Genomic DNA, 15,650 nt, shown 5'->3' with positions numbered 1-15,650 from the left:
TTTTATGAACAAGGGGAAATTTATAGTGTTTTTGGGAACAGATGGTGTTGGAAAATCATCAATTACTAACCTATTAAAGAAAATATGTGAAGATGAGAAAAAAGAGCTAATTATTGAGCATTGGAGACCCAATTTATTACCTCCACTACGAAAAAATAAAGAAATATACACAGATGCAAATGATAATTTAATACCTAATAAAAAAGTGGGCTTGAAAAATAAGTTATTTTCTTTATTAAGGTATATATACTATACACTAGACTTTTTTGTAGGTTACCAACTAAAGGTTAAAAAACAAATTAACAAAGGCAATATATTTATAATTGAAAGATACTTTTTTGATAATATGATTAACCCACTTAGATATAAATTCTATTTTCCTTTTTTAGATAAAATTATATATAAGCTTATTAAAAAGCCAGATATTTTAGTTTTATTAACCTGTGATTCAAATGTAGCCTATGAGAGAAAAAAAGAATTGACGGTCGAAGAATTAACTAAGAATCAAAAAGACTACCTTCAATTCTTAAATAGTTATGGATTTATTAAATGTACGTTTGATACTACTACAAACAAATCTAGTGATATTGCATATGAAATTAAAAGGAGAATCAATCTATAGAATGAATCTTTTGAATATTATTAATATAAAGTTCGAAGATTTTAATAGTGGCACACATTATGCCTTATTTAATGGAAGTCAAATAAAATATTTAATTGATAAAAATGATAAGAATTTCTACAAAAATTTATTGGTAAATCAAAATTCGTATTCCTTTAAACACAAATTATTTAAGATAATTATTAAGTGTATGCCAGTCAACTTAATTAGGTTTTTACCAAATGTGAAATGCTGTTCAATTGAAATTAATGAGAATCTTAAAACGAATATAAAAGAAAATCTAAATAAGGCAAATAAAATTTCTAATTATATTTTGGGAACTAAAGGCCCTCATCAAAAAATAGTTATCCAAATAATTACTGAATCGGGTGAAAAAATATATATAAAAGCGGGAAATGAAAATGTTAAGGAATTACTTTTAATGGAAAGTTATGTTTACGGTTATTTAAAAGGCCTAGGTTGTATATTTAGTACACCAAACCTTTTGTTTACGGAAATAAATGAGGATATTTCCTTAAATGCTTTAGATGAAGTGGTAGGAGAAGAGGCTCCATTAGAATTTAATAATGACATTTTTACTTTATATAATGATATTTCAAAGATTAATCTAAATAATTTAAGATTGGAAAATTTAGAAATTGAATTTGAATTTTCTCACGGAGATTTTGCACCATGGAATATAAAAAGAAATAAAGGTAAATATATCATATATGATTGGGAATACGCAGGTATTAGGTTTAGAGGCTATGATATTATTCATTATGTGACCCAAGTAGAAAACCTAATTAGGAAAAGCTCCTTGGAACTTTCAATTAGAAAAGGTGTTCAAGTGGCTAAACAATACGTACCTTATTTAGTGAATTTTGAAGACCAATACTTAAGAAATTTGTATATTGTTGAAAGAAATAAAACTTATATGGTGAATGATAATGAAGATAAATAAAAGTATCTTAGTTGTAGCATATGCATGTGAATCTGATAAAGGTTCTGAACCAGCAGTTGGATGGAATTGGACTATTATGCTATCAAAAATATTTAAAAAGGTATACCTATTAACACGGAGTAACAATATAAAATCAGTAAAAGAAGGGCTATATAAAGAGTCAATAAATAATGTTGAAATTATAGGGTACGATTTGCCTAGGTGGGCTTTAAAGATAAAGAAAAAGTTAAAAATAACACGATTATACTATTTATTATGGCAATATGGTGGAATAAGAAAAGTTAGAAAAGAAAACTTCACATTTGAAGTTATTCAACATGTTACTTTCGTTAACGATTATTTACCAAGTTTGTTTTATAAATTAAGGCATGAAAAATTTATATGGGGTCCAATTGGAAGTAATGAGCCCATACCAAAACTTTTTATTAAAGATGGAAAACATAAAATATTAGACTATTTAAAACATAAGTTTAAGGATATTCAGCGATTTTTAAATCCTGACTTTAAACAATGTGTAAAGAAAGCAGATCATATTATAGGTACTAATTATGGCGTTATGAAAAATTTAAAAATTGATAAGGGAAAATTCTCAATAATTCCAGCTATTGGAATAGATGTAATTGAACAATCTAATAAGATTCATGCAAATCCTAAAAAAGTAATATTATTTGTAGGTAATCTAGTATCAATAAAAAATCCATGTATAGCATTAGAGGCTTTTATTGACTTTAATAATAAGAATAGAGATAGTGAATTTTGGGTTATTGGAGATGGACCTGAACGAGCTAAAATGGAAAAGATAGTAGACTTAAATAACAAAGATAGTAGCGTAAAGTTTTTTGGCAGACTAACTCGAGATGAAGTAATATGTAAAATTGCTGCGGGTGATGTTGTGATTTTTCCAACTTTAGAGACTGCAGGTTTTGTTACCTTAGAGGCTATATCTTTGGCTACCCCCGTTATATCATTAAATATTGGTGGCCCATCGTATTATCTTCCAAAGGAATTACAAGTGGATATCAGTAATTCTGAAAATACAAATGATGTTTCAAAAGGTATATCTCAAAAGTTATTTGATGTATTTGATAACTATGACTATTTTTCCAAGATTTGCGGAGAAATGGCAAATGAATATACTTGGAATGAGAAAGTAAAGCTACTAAAATTAGTATATGCTCAATTATTGAAGGAGAATTAAATGTTTAAAGTAGCTATTGAAAACTTATTTAATCAACTTTATGTAAATAAAATACCTTATTTGATTGAACGTAATTATGAAATGCTGCCTGACAATGTAGAGAATGATTTAGATTTATTAATTGAATACAAAAATTTACAGAAAGTAAAGGGAATAATAGACTTTGTATTAACAGGTAAAAATTATTATAAAGTACTGGATGGCTTCTCCTTAGGAACAAACAAATTAATATATGTAAACAATGATCAAAATCTAGATTTAATACGTTTAGATTTAAATTATATGTTTCATTATCTGGGAATAGAGTATTTAGATATTGAAATAATCCTTAATAGAAGAATAAAAAATAAAAACTTTTATATACCTCATAAAAAAGATGAACTGATAATGTCTTTATTTACAAACTATATTAATAATGGTCAAGTTAAAGAGAAATATAAGGCTTTTATTAAATCTAATTTAGACATAGTGAGTAATTATGATGCACTTTATATAAAAGAAGAATTTATTAATACACTTCTCAAATTTATTTCTGTCGGTGACTGGAGTAGTGTGAATAAATTTGTTACTAAGGTTAGGAGAAATATAGTTAGTAGAAATTTCTTATTGCCTAAAAAAAATAAAATGATAAATCTACTAACAATACTTATTAAAAGGTTATATAAAAGTAATAATATTCTAATTCAAATATCACAAAATGAATATTCCCTTTTTATTGAAAAAGCAAAAAGAAAAGGTATGAAGTGTATTGATATATCGAGTACAAATAGAATTAAAATGTTTTTATATAAAAGGTTCAATGGTAATCTTTTTATTAAGTTAAAATAGTACAGGGGAAATTCATTAATGAAAAATATATTGAATAAATATAATATGCTAATTAAAGGTAGCACTGTTATATTTGACCAAAGTTTATACAGTTTAACTAACTTAATAACAGGAATGGTACTTGCTAGAGCAGTTTTGACCGATGATTATGGTGAATTTATATTAATTACCTCTTTTGCCACAACAATTTTAGGTATTCAAAGGTCAATGATTTCAGTACCTTATACAGTTTGTAAAAATGAAGTTAACGATAATACGTATACATCAAGTTCCAATACTTTTGAAGCAATATTAATTATTATTTGTTCAATAATAGCTTGCTTCCTATTTGGAAATAGTAGCTCCAATTTATTAGTTATTTGTTCATTGATAATTTCAATTTTATTAAGAGATTATATTAGGTCATATTTATTATCCCATTTAAAAATTAAAATTAGTTTTATTTTAGGATTTATAATAAATGTAGTTCAAATATTAAGTCTTCTGATACTTTATTATTTAAAGACTTCAAACATATCAATTTATATTGGTGCTTTAGCTATAATTAGTTTAATTCCTACATTGATTGTGGGGCTTATTTATTTTAAAAGGAAATTTGAAGCTTCGAAAATTCGAATACATTTTTTAATGAACTTTAAATTTGGAAAGTGGATTTTGGGATCCAGTGTAATAGCCTCATTAAATTCACAATCATATCCGTGGCTGCTCTCTTTTTTTGTTGATAAGAAATCAGTTGCAATTTTAGGTGTCTCAATTGCATTGGGTGGCTTATTAAGTCCTATTATTCAAGGTACTTATAGTTACATGTTACCTCAAATAATGAAATATAGAAATGATATTGAAAAGTTCAGTTATAGTATTCATATGGCAACTTTAATTTTAGGTGCGATGGGGATAACTTGGATTATTGCATGTATATTTATCGGAGATAAAATTATGATCTTATTATATTCATCCAACTATAGTGACTATAAATTAGAACTAATACTTGCCGCAATAGCAAGTGTAATATCAGGAGCAACAACATGTATAAATGCTGCACTGGATTCTTTAAAAAGGACAGACATAGCTTTTGGAGGACTAGTTATATCATTTATTGTAACAATAGTATTAGGAATTTCCCTTTCATATTTATATGGAGTTAAGGGGGCGCTTGTTGGAATGATAGTTTCAAATATTGTTAACGTTGCTTATAGATACAAAGGATTGAGGAATATATTAAAAAATCGAAGTTCATTTTACTTAGTTAGATAAATAGTAAAATAATTAGTTAAGAGGTGTTTAGTTTGTGTAATAGGAAATTACACATTGTCTTTGTTACAAAAGAACTTGGTATAAATAAAAATACAGGTGGAATTGGTACGTATGTATGGGATTTAGCAAAAAGTATTGTTAAGAGTAATCATAATGTTACTGTGGTTACTGAACAAACGGATGAAAGACAGGAACTTTGGATGGAAGGGGTTAGAATAATTTGTGTATCGCCTGAAACCCCAGCTAATCCCTATCTTAATATAAAAAAATATTGGAGTGAATTTCATCGTTATAGATTAGATATAGTAAATACTCTAAATAATATTAATAAGGAAGAAAAGATTGATATTGTAGAATTTGCTGAATATAGAGCAGAGAGTTTATTTTGGAATAATAAGAGCATAAAAACTATTGTGAGGTGGCATACACCTCTTGGATGGGAATTTAATTTAAGGAAGGTTTTGTATTATCCTATTAATAAAATAATAAGAAAATACGAAATCAAATGTATAGAAAAGGCGAATTATATAAGTTTTCCTAGTGGATGGATGAAGGAAAAAGTTGAAGAAGTTTTAAGTGTTGGAAATAATTCAATAGTTATTCCAAATGGCATTAATATAGATGAGTGGAATTATGAATTCACAAATAATTTATTTGTAAAGGATAATGAAATAAATATTGTATATGCAGGAACCTTAAATGATCGAAAGGGCTTTAAAGAGTTAATAGAAGCTGTACAAATATTAAGAAAAAAGAAATATAAAATAAACCTCTATTTAATTGGAAGACAGAGCTCTTCAAGTAGGAATTATTTAGAGAAAAATAATTTAACTAATTGTGAATGGTTAAATATAATAGACCCACTTAATAGAAATTTATTAAATCAATATTATGCCCAGTCTGATATTTGTTGTTTTCCTTCTTGGTTTGAGACAGTGGGAATAGTTAATCTTGAAGCAATGGCATCCAAAGGTATAGTTATTTCTAGTACCAATAGTGGAATGAGAGAAATAATTGAAGATGGTGTAAATGGATATCTAGTAAATCCTAAAGATTCAAATTTATTAGCAAAAAAAATAGAGGAAGCAATAAATTTAAATACTGATAGTAAGAATAAAATACAAGAAAAAGCGCGGGAAACAATTGAACAAAGTATTGCTAATAAGGTAGTTAGTAAGCAATATTTAAACCTATGTTTAAATTTATTGCAAAAATAAATAGAATTTAAGGAGAAAAGCATTGAATATGGTTAAAAAAATAGTATTCATCCAACCTACTCTAGCTCCGTATGCTAAGACAAGGTTTGAGGAACTTGCTAAGGATAAACAGTTAGATATTTATTTATTATTTGAACATAAAACACTTCCACATAGGAAAGGGTGGGAGGTAACACCTGTTAAGGGGTGTAAAACGATAGTTATTGGTGGTCATAATTTAAAAAGTAAGGTTTATAAACCTGAATTAAACGCATATATTGAAGGGGTTAGAGGTATACCTTATACAATTCCAAAATATTTAATGAATATTAAACCAGACATAGTAATTGTATGTAATGCTTCTCAATTATTATTTGTTAATAGTGTAAAAAAAATATTGAACTTTAAAACAGGTATAATCGTAGAGGATACGATTCATGCTACAAAAGGAAGAAGTAATTTAAGTAAAAGGTTAAAAAAGATAGCATTAAACCTTGTAGATTTTTATTTACCATTTAGTAATGATGCGATTGAATATTTACATGTAAATGGAATTAATAATTCTATTTATAAAACATCTTGGAGTATGAAAACAGACTTGTTTTATAACGATAATGAAGTTTCTGAAATAAGAAGGAAAATTAGATCACGACATAAATTAGATAATAAGGTTGTGTTTATTACTCTGACACAATTAATACCACGAAAAGGTTTAAAAAATTTAATCGAATCCTGGAATGACAGTGATAATCGATTAAAAAGTGATGCTGAATTATTAATTTTAGGAGATGGTCCAGAAAAAGAGGATTTAATAGAACTTTTAGTCAGAAGGCAAATTTATAATGTTCAATTGTTAGGAAATAAATCATACACGGAAGTTGCAGAGTATCTCCAAGCATCGGATATATTTATACTACCTACTCTAGAGGATTTATTCAGTTTATCTGTAATGGAAGCTATGGCAAGTAAATTACCAGTAATGACTAGTATATATAATGGTGCTAGGGAACTAATTATTGAATCAAAAAATGGATATGTTTTTGATTCAAAAAGTAAGGAAGATACTATAAAAGCGTTGAATAATATGTATTCGGATAAAGGTAGATTAAATGAGATGGGAAATCTATCTTATGAAATAATAAGTAATTATACAGATGAGTTAGTGATGCGTAAATTAGGAAATACTTTAAAAGGAATAAAATAATGGAGTTATATTTACTAGTACATTATATTTTTATCATTTATATTTTATGTGTGGTATTGTTAACTAAAAGTAGGGTGAATGAATGGATTACTCTGTTTATTTCAGCTTTTGATTCAATACCTATTGTATATTTTGGAAATAGCGCAAGTGGTGGAATTTTTATATCCGATATCATCTTGCTAATATTATTAACTAAATTTTGTTTTAAAAAGCAGAAGTATTTATCCAATATAAATAAAAAGATGTTTATTTTCAGTTTTATATTTGGAATTTGGATAGTTGGATCCAGTCTTTTTTCAATCATAAAGCCTATTCCCATACACACTGTATATACTTCTGATTCCTATATTAATTTTACACTATATGGTTTAATTCGATTAATTTCATATCTATTATATTTATTTTTATTTTTAAATAACACGTTTAATAAAGAACAAGTAGAAGAATTATTAAAAAAGTTATTTGTGTGTATGAATATATTTTGTTTCTTACTTTTATTAAACCAAATGAGTATTATTGATTTTAGTGGAATATCGAGTTTAGGGAATAGAATTGAGCATAGTATTCAAGTAATAAATAAAGACTTTAGTAGTGATGTGTTTTTAGGAACAAATAAACCAAATTTAGGTGCAATTTGTTATACAATTTTCTGGCTCGATATATTTCTTATTCTTCGGGTTAAGAAGATAAATATTATTTATATAATTTCATTGTTTTTGGTAGCTTTAACTTTAATAGGAACGGATTCGCGATCAGATCTTATTGGATTATGCACTTCGTTACCTGTATTCTTATTTTTTACCACCAAAAAGACAAGAATCTATTTAGTAAGGTCAATTATAATATTAACTTATATTTCTGTAATATTAATGTTATTAGCATTATTGTTTGAGATCCCATTGTTTGGTGAAAATTTTAATTATTATATTGGGTCAATAATTAACTTGCAAGTAGGTGTTGGTTCTGGTGGATATCGTATTCTACTATATGAGTCTATTTTAGATTTCTTATCAAATCATCCACTAGAGTTAGTGATTGGATTAGGACCAAATTGTTTTAGAATGTTATATGGGTTTAAAAACATTACGACTAACTTCGGGCATAACACATATCTTCATAATTTAGTTGAGCTAGGTTTAATAGGCGTTAGTTTAATAATATTATTATTCTCCAAATTGTTATGGTTAATCAGAAATAATATAAAAAAATATGGTAATGATAAAAGGTTATCATTTGCTTGTATACTATCATACTTTATCGGAAGAATGAGTACAGGAATTTCAGTAGATACATTTTTAGCTATTGATACCATGTTATCTACGAATATTATGCTATTCGGATTTATAGCTGTAGTTTATATATCCTCTGTTAAAGACAGAATTGGGATTGTTAATAATCATTAATTAATTCCATTATTGCATTAATCACAAAATAAGGTCTGGTGGCTAATGAATCTAGATATAAATAAAAAGGATACAGAAATTTTAAAGGGAATAGCTATTACTTTAATGGTAATTCACCATCTATTTCGGTTTCCGGAAAAATTAAATGGAATTAGTTATATAGAAACATTTTCATTCGGAAGCCTTTCATTTGAATTCCTAATTGCGGATTTTGGAAAAGTGTGTATTGGAATCTTTGTTTTTTTGAGTGGTTATGGTTATTATATAATTTCATTAAGGAAAGTTAATTATAATTATTATTTAAATAAGCTTTATAGAATATTAATTAATACTTATTTAATCTTCATAATATTTGTCCCAATAGGGTTAAGATACTTTAATTATGATAAGAACTTGCTTATTCAAAATTTACTTTTATTAAGATTTGATTATAATCCAGAATGGTGGTTTCTCTCTACCTATATTTTATTATTGTTAATAACACCCGTGATTTTAAAATTATTCAATTATAATTATAAATATACGATATTAGCTTCTACTATATTTTTTGTATCCTCATTATTTTTCCAACAATATAATGAGATGTTCGAAGGGCATATATTTTTAAACCAGATTACAAATGTGATGTTTTGGCAAATTATCTTTGTTGTGGGAATTTTCTTTTCGAGATACAAATTGTTCTCTCAAATAAATCAACTTGTAAAAAGATTGAGTAATCATAATGTCCTTATAGCGTACTTGCTGATTCTCTCAGTGATTTTCTTTAGGCTCTCGTTAACACTAATTTCAAAAAAATTGGGAATAGGAAATAATACATGGTTTGATTTCATAGTTGTTCCTATATTTTTGTACTGTTCTCTGATTATAATAAAAAATAAATTTGTATTAAAAATTTTAAAGATATTGGGAGAACACTCTACCAATATTTGGCTTACTCATACTTTTCTTTCATTTTACTACATTCCAAAGATAATATTTTATCCTAAAATTTCATTTCTTATACTTATAAATCTATTAGTTTGTTCGTTAATTATTTCGATAGTTATAAACTTTTTAGTGAAAATGGTCCATATTTTTATTACTAGCATTAGTGATATGGTAGTCAAAAAACTCATGTTAAATAAGCAGTATGAAAGATAGATTCAAAATGAATAATTGCCCAAGTGGGTCAAAAAAATCATACCGGTGCCTGTCACGACCCGATATTTGTCGAAGATTGGTAGGTTGTTGATCTTCTTTCCTATTTGGGAAAGAAAGTGATTAAAGTAGGTGCCTGTCACACCACCCGTAAGAAAAGAATATATTGGGATTATTAATCATAGTCGAGATATAGTATGATTTATTAAAGGTGAGATAAAAAAGTATTGATTAATTTTTAATAGATACTCTAATTTATTTATAAGATCAGGTCCAATGGTCCATTTTTTTTTGGAGGGATATTATGAAACTCGTATTACTTTCCGGAGGCTCAGGGAAGCGCTTATGGCCTTTATCCAATGATACAAGATCAAAACAGTTTTTAAGAGTATTAGAAAGTAATAATGAAGAAAAGCAATCAATGGTCCAGCGTGTATGGGGACAGTTGGAAACAGTGGGCCTATCGGATTCATCCGTCATTGCTACTTCTAAAATGCAAAGAGATATGGGCTATGGTGCCTGTCACGACCCGATATTTGTCGAAGATTGGTAGGTTGTTGATCTTCTTTCCTATTTGGGAAAGAAAGTGATTAAAGTAGGTGCCTGTCACCCCACCCGTAAGAAAAGAATATATTGGGATTATTAATTATAGTCGAGATATAGTATGATTTATTAAAGATGAGATAAAAAAAGTACTAACTAATTTTTAATAGATACTCTAATTTATTTATAAGATCAGGTCCAATGGGCCATTTTTTTTTGGAGGGATATTATGAAACTCGTATTACTTTCCGGAGGCTCAGGGAAGCGCTTATGGCCTTTATCCAATGATACAAGATCAAAACAGTTTTTAAGAGTATTAGAAAGCAAGAATATAGAAAAGCAATCAATGGTTCAGCGTGTATGGGGACAGCTGGAAACAGTGGGCCTATCGGGTTCATCTGTTATTGCAACTTCCAAAATGCAAAGAGACATGATTCATAACCAAATAGGTATGGATGTACCTCTAATTATAGAACCCGAACGTCGCGACACCTTCCCAGCGATTGCATTAGCAGCTTCCTACCTTTTCTCATGCCAAAATGTTTCTGAAGACGAAGTGGTTGTTGTGTTGCCAGTTGATCCTTACGTGGATGATAACTTTTTTGAAAAGGTAAAGGAACTAGAGAAAGTCTTACTAGAGTCTAATGCTGATTTAGCTTTAGTAGGGGTTAAACCTACTTATCCTTCTTCTAAATACGGTTATATTGTTCCTAAAGAGGCAGTTGAAGGAGACCAATATTTTACGGTTAATCATTTTACAGAAAAGCCAAGTGAAGAGAAAGCACAAACCTTAATTGATCTTCATGCTTTATGGAACTGTGGTGTATTTGCTTTTAAATTAAAATATTTAATTGATATATTAGTAGAAAAAGATTTACCGCTTGATTATGAACAATTATCCTCCCAATATACTAAGCTTCCTAAGATTAGCTTTGATTATGAAGTGGTGGAGAAGGCCAATCATATTGTGGCACTCCCTTATGAAGGCTATTGGAAGGATCTTGGGACCTGGAATACGTTAACAGAAGAAATGGCCACTTCTCAAATTGGTAAGGGTGTCCTTAGTGATAGTGTGAATACCCATTTGATTAATGAACTTGATATTCCAGTCACTGTTCTTGGTTTGAAGGATATTGTTGTTGCTGCAAGTCCTGATGGAATTTTAGTGTCGGACAAGGCATCTAGTCCAAAAATTAAGGAACTCATTGGTGGCTTTGAGCAACCTCCTATGTATGAAGAGAGGATCTGGGGCTGGTCACGTGTTCTTGATTATGCGAAATATGAAGACGGGAATGAAATGGTGACAAAACGAATTTGTATCCATGAGGGGAAAAATTCAAGTTACCATTATCACAACCTTCGTGATGAAGTATGGACCATTGTTCGTGGTGAAGGTGAATTGGCGCTAGATGATTACATCACTCGCGTGAAAGCGGGGGATATTGTCCACCTTCCTGCAGGGAAGAAACACGGTATTAAAGCATTTTCTGAGTTAGAATTTGTTGAAATCCAAACGGGTGTCGGCATTAGTGATGAAGACTTTACTCGCTTATATTTTGAATGGGATGACGTGATTAATCATTTCAATAAATCAAAGGCTAAAGTAATTTTATAATAGTTTAGGGGAGAGGACTTAGGTTCTCTCTCTATTTGTATTTTGAGGTGAAGCAGAGTGAAGACCATTTCCTATTATATTTCTGATTACGGATACGGCCATGCTGCCAGAAGTATTGCGGTCATCAGGGAATTGCTGAATGTGCCAGAGGTGAACATCATCATCTGTCATTCCTTTGCCCTTCCATTTATACAGGAATCGCTGGTGTCGGAGCGTGTGCGGTTTCGAAACATCAAGACGGACTTGGGCTATTTTCTTGAAAAAGACTCGATTCATCCTGATAAAGCTCGCTTACTTGCTGAATATCAAGCCTTTGTTGGGAATTGGGAGGAGCGAATTCAGGAAGAAAGTGATTTTTTTAGATTGAATCAGGTCGATCTGGTTGTTTCTGATATTTCACCCCTTCCGTTTGAAGCGGCTGAGAGCTTAGGGATTCCATCGGTAGGTGTTTCAAACTTTACTTGGTACACGGCGTATCATGAACTCATTGATGATCATGAACTGCAAACCTTCCGACAGGCTTATCAACAGATGACTTACTTCTTTTCGTTGGCCGGGAGTCGCGAAATTTGGCAGGTCCCAACGAAGCAGTATGGCTTTTTTTCAAGGGACATAGACGCAGAGGAAGTTCAACGCATTAGAAAGATGGCTGATCCGAAGGGTAATAAGAAGGTTATTTTTCTAGGGCTTGGGATGAAAATAGATGTGGATACATTGAATCAGCTTCCAATTTGGCAAAGCCCCGATTGTGTATTTCTTGTCTCCTCTAATGTTCATGTCGATCGGTCAAATGTTTTTCAAATACCTGAGGATTACATAGAATCCCAGCATTATCTCGCTGCTGCAGATTTAGTTATTTCCAAAGCGGGCTGGGGAATGATTGGGGAGGCGATCAATGCGAATGTCCCACTGTTAATATTGGATCGGCCGTCGATGAAAGAGGACCAAAAACACGATTGGCTATCTTAAACAGCATCAGCTGTGTCAGACCATTGATTGGGTGGACTTTCAAACCTTTCAGCTTGATAGCGAATGGATTAATCAGTTGAAAGAGAGAGTGAAGGAGAGTCCTTTTAAACAGTCAAATGAGGCTAATAAAATTGCCTCAGATTTAATTGACCTATTAGCAAAATAATAATCAGAATCTATGTATGCTTGTATGAGAGGAGGCAGCCAGAATGAAGGGGAAAAAAGCGTGGATGGTTGTGGCCCTTGTTTGGATGATCGCGATCTTTTGTTTTACCCAGCTGCCTTATTTTACTGGTGAAAACACATCGAACGCGATTCATCAGGTTGTTGTTAAGGAACATCAAACGATCCATACACCGAGTGCGGATCGTGTCGATATTGGCTTTCTTAATTTAGTCGTTAGGAAGTCGACCCATGTGCTGGTATTTGGGACGCTAGCGTTCTTATTGTTTCAAGCGCTTAAACGGTTTCGTTATGCCTATTTTCTCGCATGGTTTGGCACGTTTCTTTATGCGATCACAGATGAGTACCACCAATCGTTCATGCCGGGTAGGGTGGCAGCCTTTCAAGATGTCTTGTTTGATTCGTTTGGGGCGCTGCTGGTGTTGTTTGTTGTCTTCTTTATTTATCGAAGGAAGAAGTTTATATAATATGACAAAATTCAATATGTTATGTGTCAATTAATAAGAATCCCTTAGGGATTCCTTTTGGTCTAATGGCGATTCATGTTAGCTTATTAATGAATTAAATGGATTAGTCTTATTTATGGATACTTGTTGATTCTTGCCTTTTATTTTTTAAGCTGAAATCTATAGATTCATATCATAACCTATTGGCTATTACTTGTACTCTATTCGAGATACTATGTTTAAAATGAGAAGAGGGATATAAGAATGTATTCTACATCCTATACAACGAAAAATGAGATTACTTTTACGATTAAAGCAAAGGAAGTTCAATCTATTCGTTCTACGTTTAGAATGGAGTTCTATATTGAAGAGCCTTTTCAAAACGTTCTAATTTTAAATTTAACATTGCAAGCAGCTCATTTTTTATCTACAGACGATCCTCAATTTATTCCATATAAATGGCTTTGGAATCAAGGGGTACATATGATAACAATGGCTGCTGAAGTAAATATGGTGGAAAATGGCGATTTTTTCATTTATGAAAAACATGTTAAACTGGGCCAGCTATCTATTAATCAATTAGAGAGAAATGAATACCAGTGAGAAATAATAAACGATTACTGTTGTTGGAGGACTGAATATATATGGGGTATAAGGCATTAATTATTGCAGTTGATCAGTATCAAAATACAAGTAATCTACCAAATACGAAAAATGATGCTTATGAAATTAGGAGGCTTCTACTCGAGTCACCATCTTTATTTAATGATAATGCTGTGCAATTATTTGAAGGAACTATTTCAAAGAAATCGATCTTGTTAGCAGCATTGAATTCATTTTTCCAAGAAGCTGATCAGTCGGATGTTCTGTTCTTGTTTTGGGCAGGGCATGGATATTTGAATAATGAGAACGCTTATTTTGTTCCTTTTGACGCTCAAATCTCATTCCCAGAAGCAACGATGATCAAAATGGATTTAGTGCGAGAATTAATTGATCAGACAGCAGCGAGTACAGTTCTATCTTTTTTTGATACATGCCATAGTGGCGCAATTGCGAGAAGGCTACAAAGAGGAATGTTTAGAGGCCTAGAAGTGAATGGGGCAGGGAAAGTGCTTATTGCAGCATGTACGGATGAACAAGTTGCATGGGATCGGGCTGGACATGGTGCATTCACTGATTATTTGATAAGAGGATTAGAAGGAGAAGCTGCTAATCAAAGCGGTGAAATCGATGTTTATCATCTATATTCATATGTAAGTGGGAAATTAGAAGAAGAGTTTGGTAACCAAGAACCTGTTATCAAGAGCACACTTGAAGGGAAACCTTTACTTCTTAAAAGAGTGGTAAATCGAGGTGATCAAACTAATCTCCATGATGAAGTAGTTGAAAACAAGGTAGTCAATTCATCGGGAGTTTGTTTCTGGTTTGGTCCAATAATTTCTGAATATGACGAATACCGGGAGCCTAAGACGGGGATTTATGAATTGAAGCTGATTGATCCTTCAGATAGCATTGAACAATCCATTAGATCATTGAGGCAAGGCAGTAAACATCCATTTGCCATCCGTAATCAAGCTGATTTTGTGATACTAGAAAATGTGGACATTCATTCCACGAGGAACCAAACAGTTTTTACACTGACCCTTAAAAGTACTGGTGAAAAATCCCCTTCTTCGATGTATGAAATGTCCATAGGAATTGGTATGGGAAAAACTATTTCAGCAGATGAAATAGCTTCCTTACGTGCCCGAAGAATATTATTAGGCGAAAAATTATCTTCATTTTATGATGTTAGTCTTCTAGAAAGTGTTATTTCTAATCCTACAAATGCAAAGGTAAAAGTTATTCCCGACATGGTATCTACTCTTCTTAAAGATAGATTTAGTTATGAAAAAATTAGAGTCATGATTGTTGGTTCATTAATCTTGACTGGTACAGTTGAAACCATTGAAAGGTTATCCTTCACAGTTGAAAACAATAGTATCAAAGGCATTCATCTCATAGCGTATAGAGCCAAATACTATTCGAATGTAGATCCGGCAAAAGTAGAGATAAATGAAACGGTTTAAAAATGAAGCTTTAGAATCCTATATACTTCAATGAAATGAA

14 protein-coding genes and 1 pseudogene are annotated in these 15,650 nt (G+C 30.7%); all 15 read left to right on the top strand.

What is annotated here, in order from left to right; all coding sequences use genetic code 11:
* Positions 1–4 precede the first annotated feature (4 nt).
* Positions 5–622 carry a nucleoside/nucleotide kinase family protein gene (locus TY15_RS13555; RefSeq protein ID WP_040207150.1) on the top strand — a complete coding sequence of 206 codons (618 nt, stop codon included), beginning with the start codon at positions 5–7 and terminating at the stop codon, positions 620–622.
* A complete protein-coding gene (locus TY15_RS13550; protein ID WP_211199102.1) occupies positions 594–1,565 on the top strand; it encodes a hypothetical protein in 972 nt (323 codons plus the stop codon). Before TY15_RS13555 ends, TY15_RS13550 begins: the two co-directional genes overlap by 29 nt.
* Positions 1,552–2,763, top strand: coding sequence for a glycosyltransferase (locus TY15_RS13545; RefSeq protein WP_040207157.1), 1,212 nt, complete (start codon positions 1,552–1,554; stop codon positions 2,761–2,763). Before TY15_RS13550 ends, TY15_RS13545 begins: the two co-directional genes overlap by 14 nt.
* On the top strand, positions 2,764–3,591 hold the full coding sequence (locus tag TY15_RS13540) for a hypothetical protein (RefSeq protein WP_040207159.1): 828 nt from the start codon (positions 2,764–2,766) through the stop codon (positions 3,589–3,591).
* An 18-nt stretch (positions 3,592–3,609) separates the two neighbouring features.
* A complete protein-coding gene (locus tag TY15_RS13535) occupies positions 3,610–4,845 on the top strand; it encodes a lipopolysaccharide biosynthesis protein (RefSeq protein WP_040207160.1) in 1,236 nt (411 codons plus the stop codon).
* A 32-nt stretch (positions 4,846–4,877) separates the two neighbouring features.
* Entirely contained in the window at positions 4,878–6,062 is a 1,185-nt protein-coding gene (locus tag TY15_RS13530) for a glycosyltransferase family 4 protein (protein WP_040207162.1), read from the top strand.
* A 28-nt stretch (positions 6,063–6,090) separates the two neighbouring features.
* On the top strand, positions 6,091–7,245 hold the full coding sequence (locus TY15_RS13525; RefSeq protein ID WP_040207164.1) for a glycosyltransferase family 4 protein: 1,155 nt from the start codon (positions 6,091–6,093) through the stop codon (positions 7,243–7,245).
* On the top strand, positions 7,245–8,648 hold the full coding sequence (locus TY15_RS13520; protein ID WP_040207166.1) for an O-antigen ligase family protein: 1,404 nt from the start codon (positions 7,245–7,247) through the stop codon (positions 8,646–8,648). Before TY15_RS13525 ends, TY15_RS13520 begins: the two co-directional genes overlap by 1 nt.
* Positions 8,649–8,693: 45 nt before the next feature.
* Positions 8,694–9,788, top strand: a complete 1,095-nt coding sequence (locus tag TY15_RS25340; protein WP_040207168.1) for an acyltransferase family protein — start codon at positions 8,694–8,696, stop codon at positions 9,786–9,788.
* 301 nt (positions 9,789–10,089) lie between these two features.
* A pseudogene (locus TY15_RS13510) lies at positions 10,090–10,293 on the top strand (sugar phosphate nucleotidyltransferase); the annotation flags it as partial.
* Positions 10,294–10,557: 264 nt separating this feature from the next.
* Positions 10,558–11,943 (top strand): sugar phosphate nucleotidyltransferase, encoded by a 1,386-nt coding sequence (locus tag TY15_RS13505; protein ID WP_040207171.1) that lies wholly within the window; start codon positions 10,558–10,560, stop codon positions 11,941–11,943.
* A 57-nt stretch (positions 11,944–12,000) separates the two neighbouring features.
* On the top strand, positions 12,001–12,912 hold the full coding sequence (locus tag TY15_RS13500) for a glycosyltransferase (protein WP_074432813.1): 912 nt from the start codon (positions 12,001–12,003) through the stop codon (positions 12,910–12,912).
* Positions 12,913–13,121: 209 nt separating this feature from the next.
* Positions 13,122–13,562 (top strand): VanZ family protein, encoded by a 441-nt coding sequence (locus TY15_RS13495; protein ID WP_040207173.1) that lies wholly within the window; start codon positions 13,122–13,124, stop codon positions 13,560–13,562.
* A gap of 243 nt (positions 13,563–13,805) precedes the next feature.
* The gene (locus tag TY15_RS13490) at positions 13,806–14,144 is read left to right on the top strand and encodes a hypothetical protein (RefSeq protein ID WP_040207174.1); all 339 of its coding nucleotides are present in this window, start codon (positions 13,806–13,808) and stop codon (positions 14,142–14,144) included.
* Positions 14,145–14,185: 41 nt separating this feature from the next.
* On the top strand, positions 14,186–15,610 hold the full coding sequence (locus TY15_RS13485) for a caspase family protein (RefSeq protein WP_040207175.1): 1,425 nt from the start codon (positions 14,186–14,188) through the stop codon (positions 15,608–15,610).
* Positions 15,611–15,650 lie beyond the last annotated feature (40 nt).

The sequence above is a fragment of the Neobacillus jeddahensis genome (genome assembly GCF_000612625.1).
In the GTDB taxonomy this organism is placed as follows: Bacteria; Bacillota; Bacilli; order Bacillales; family Cytobacillaceae; genus Neobacillus; species Neobacillus jeddahensis.
Note: the sequence above shows the minus strand (reverse complement) of the source record. Positions and strands in the feature narration are given on the sequence as shown.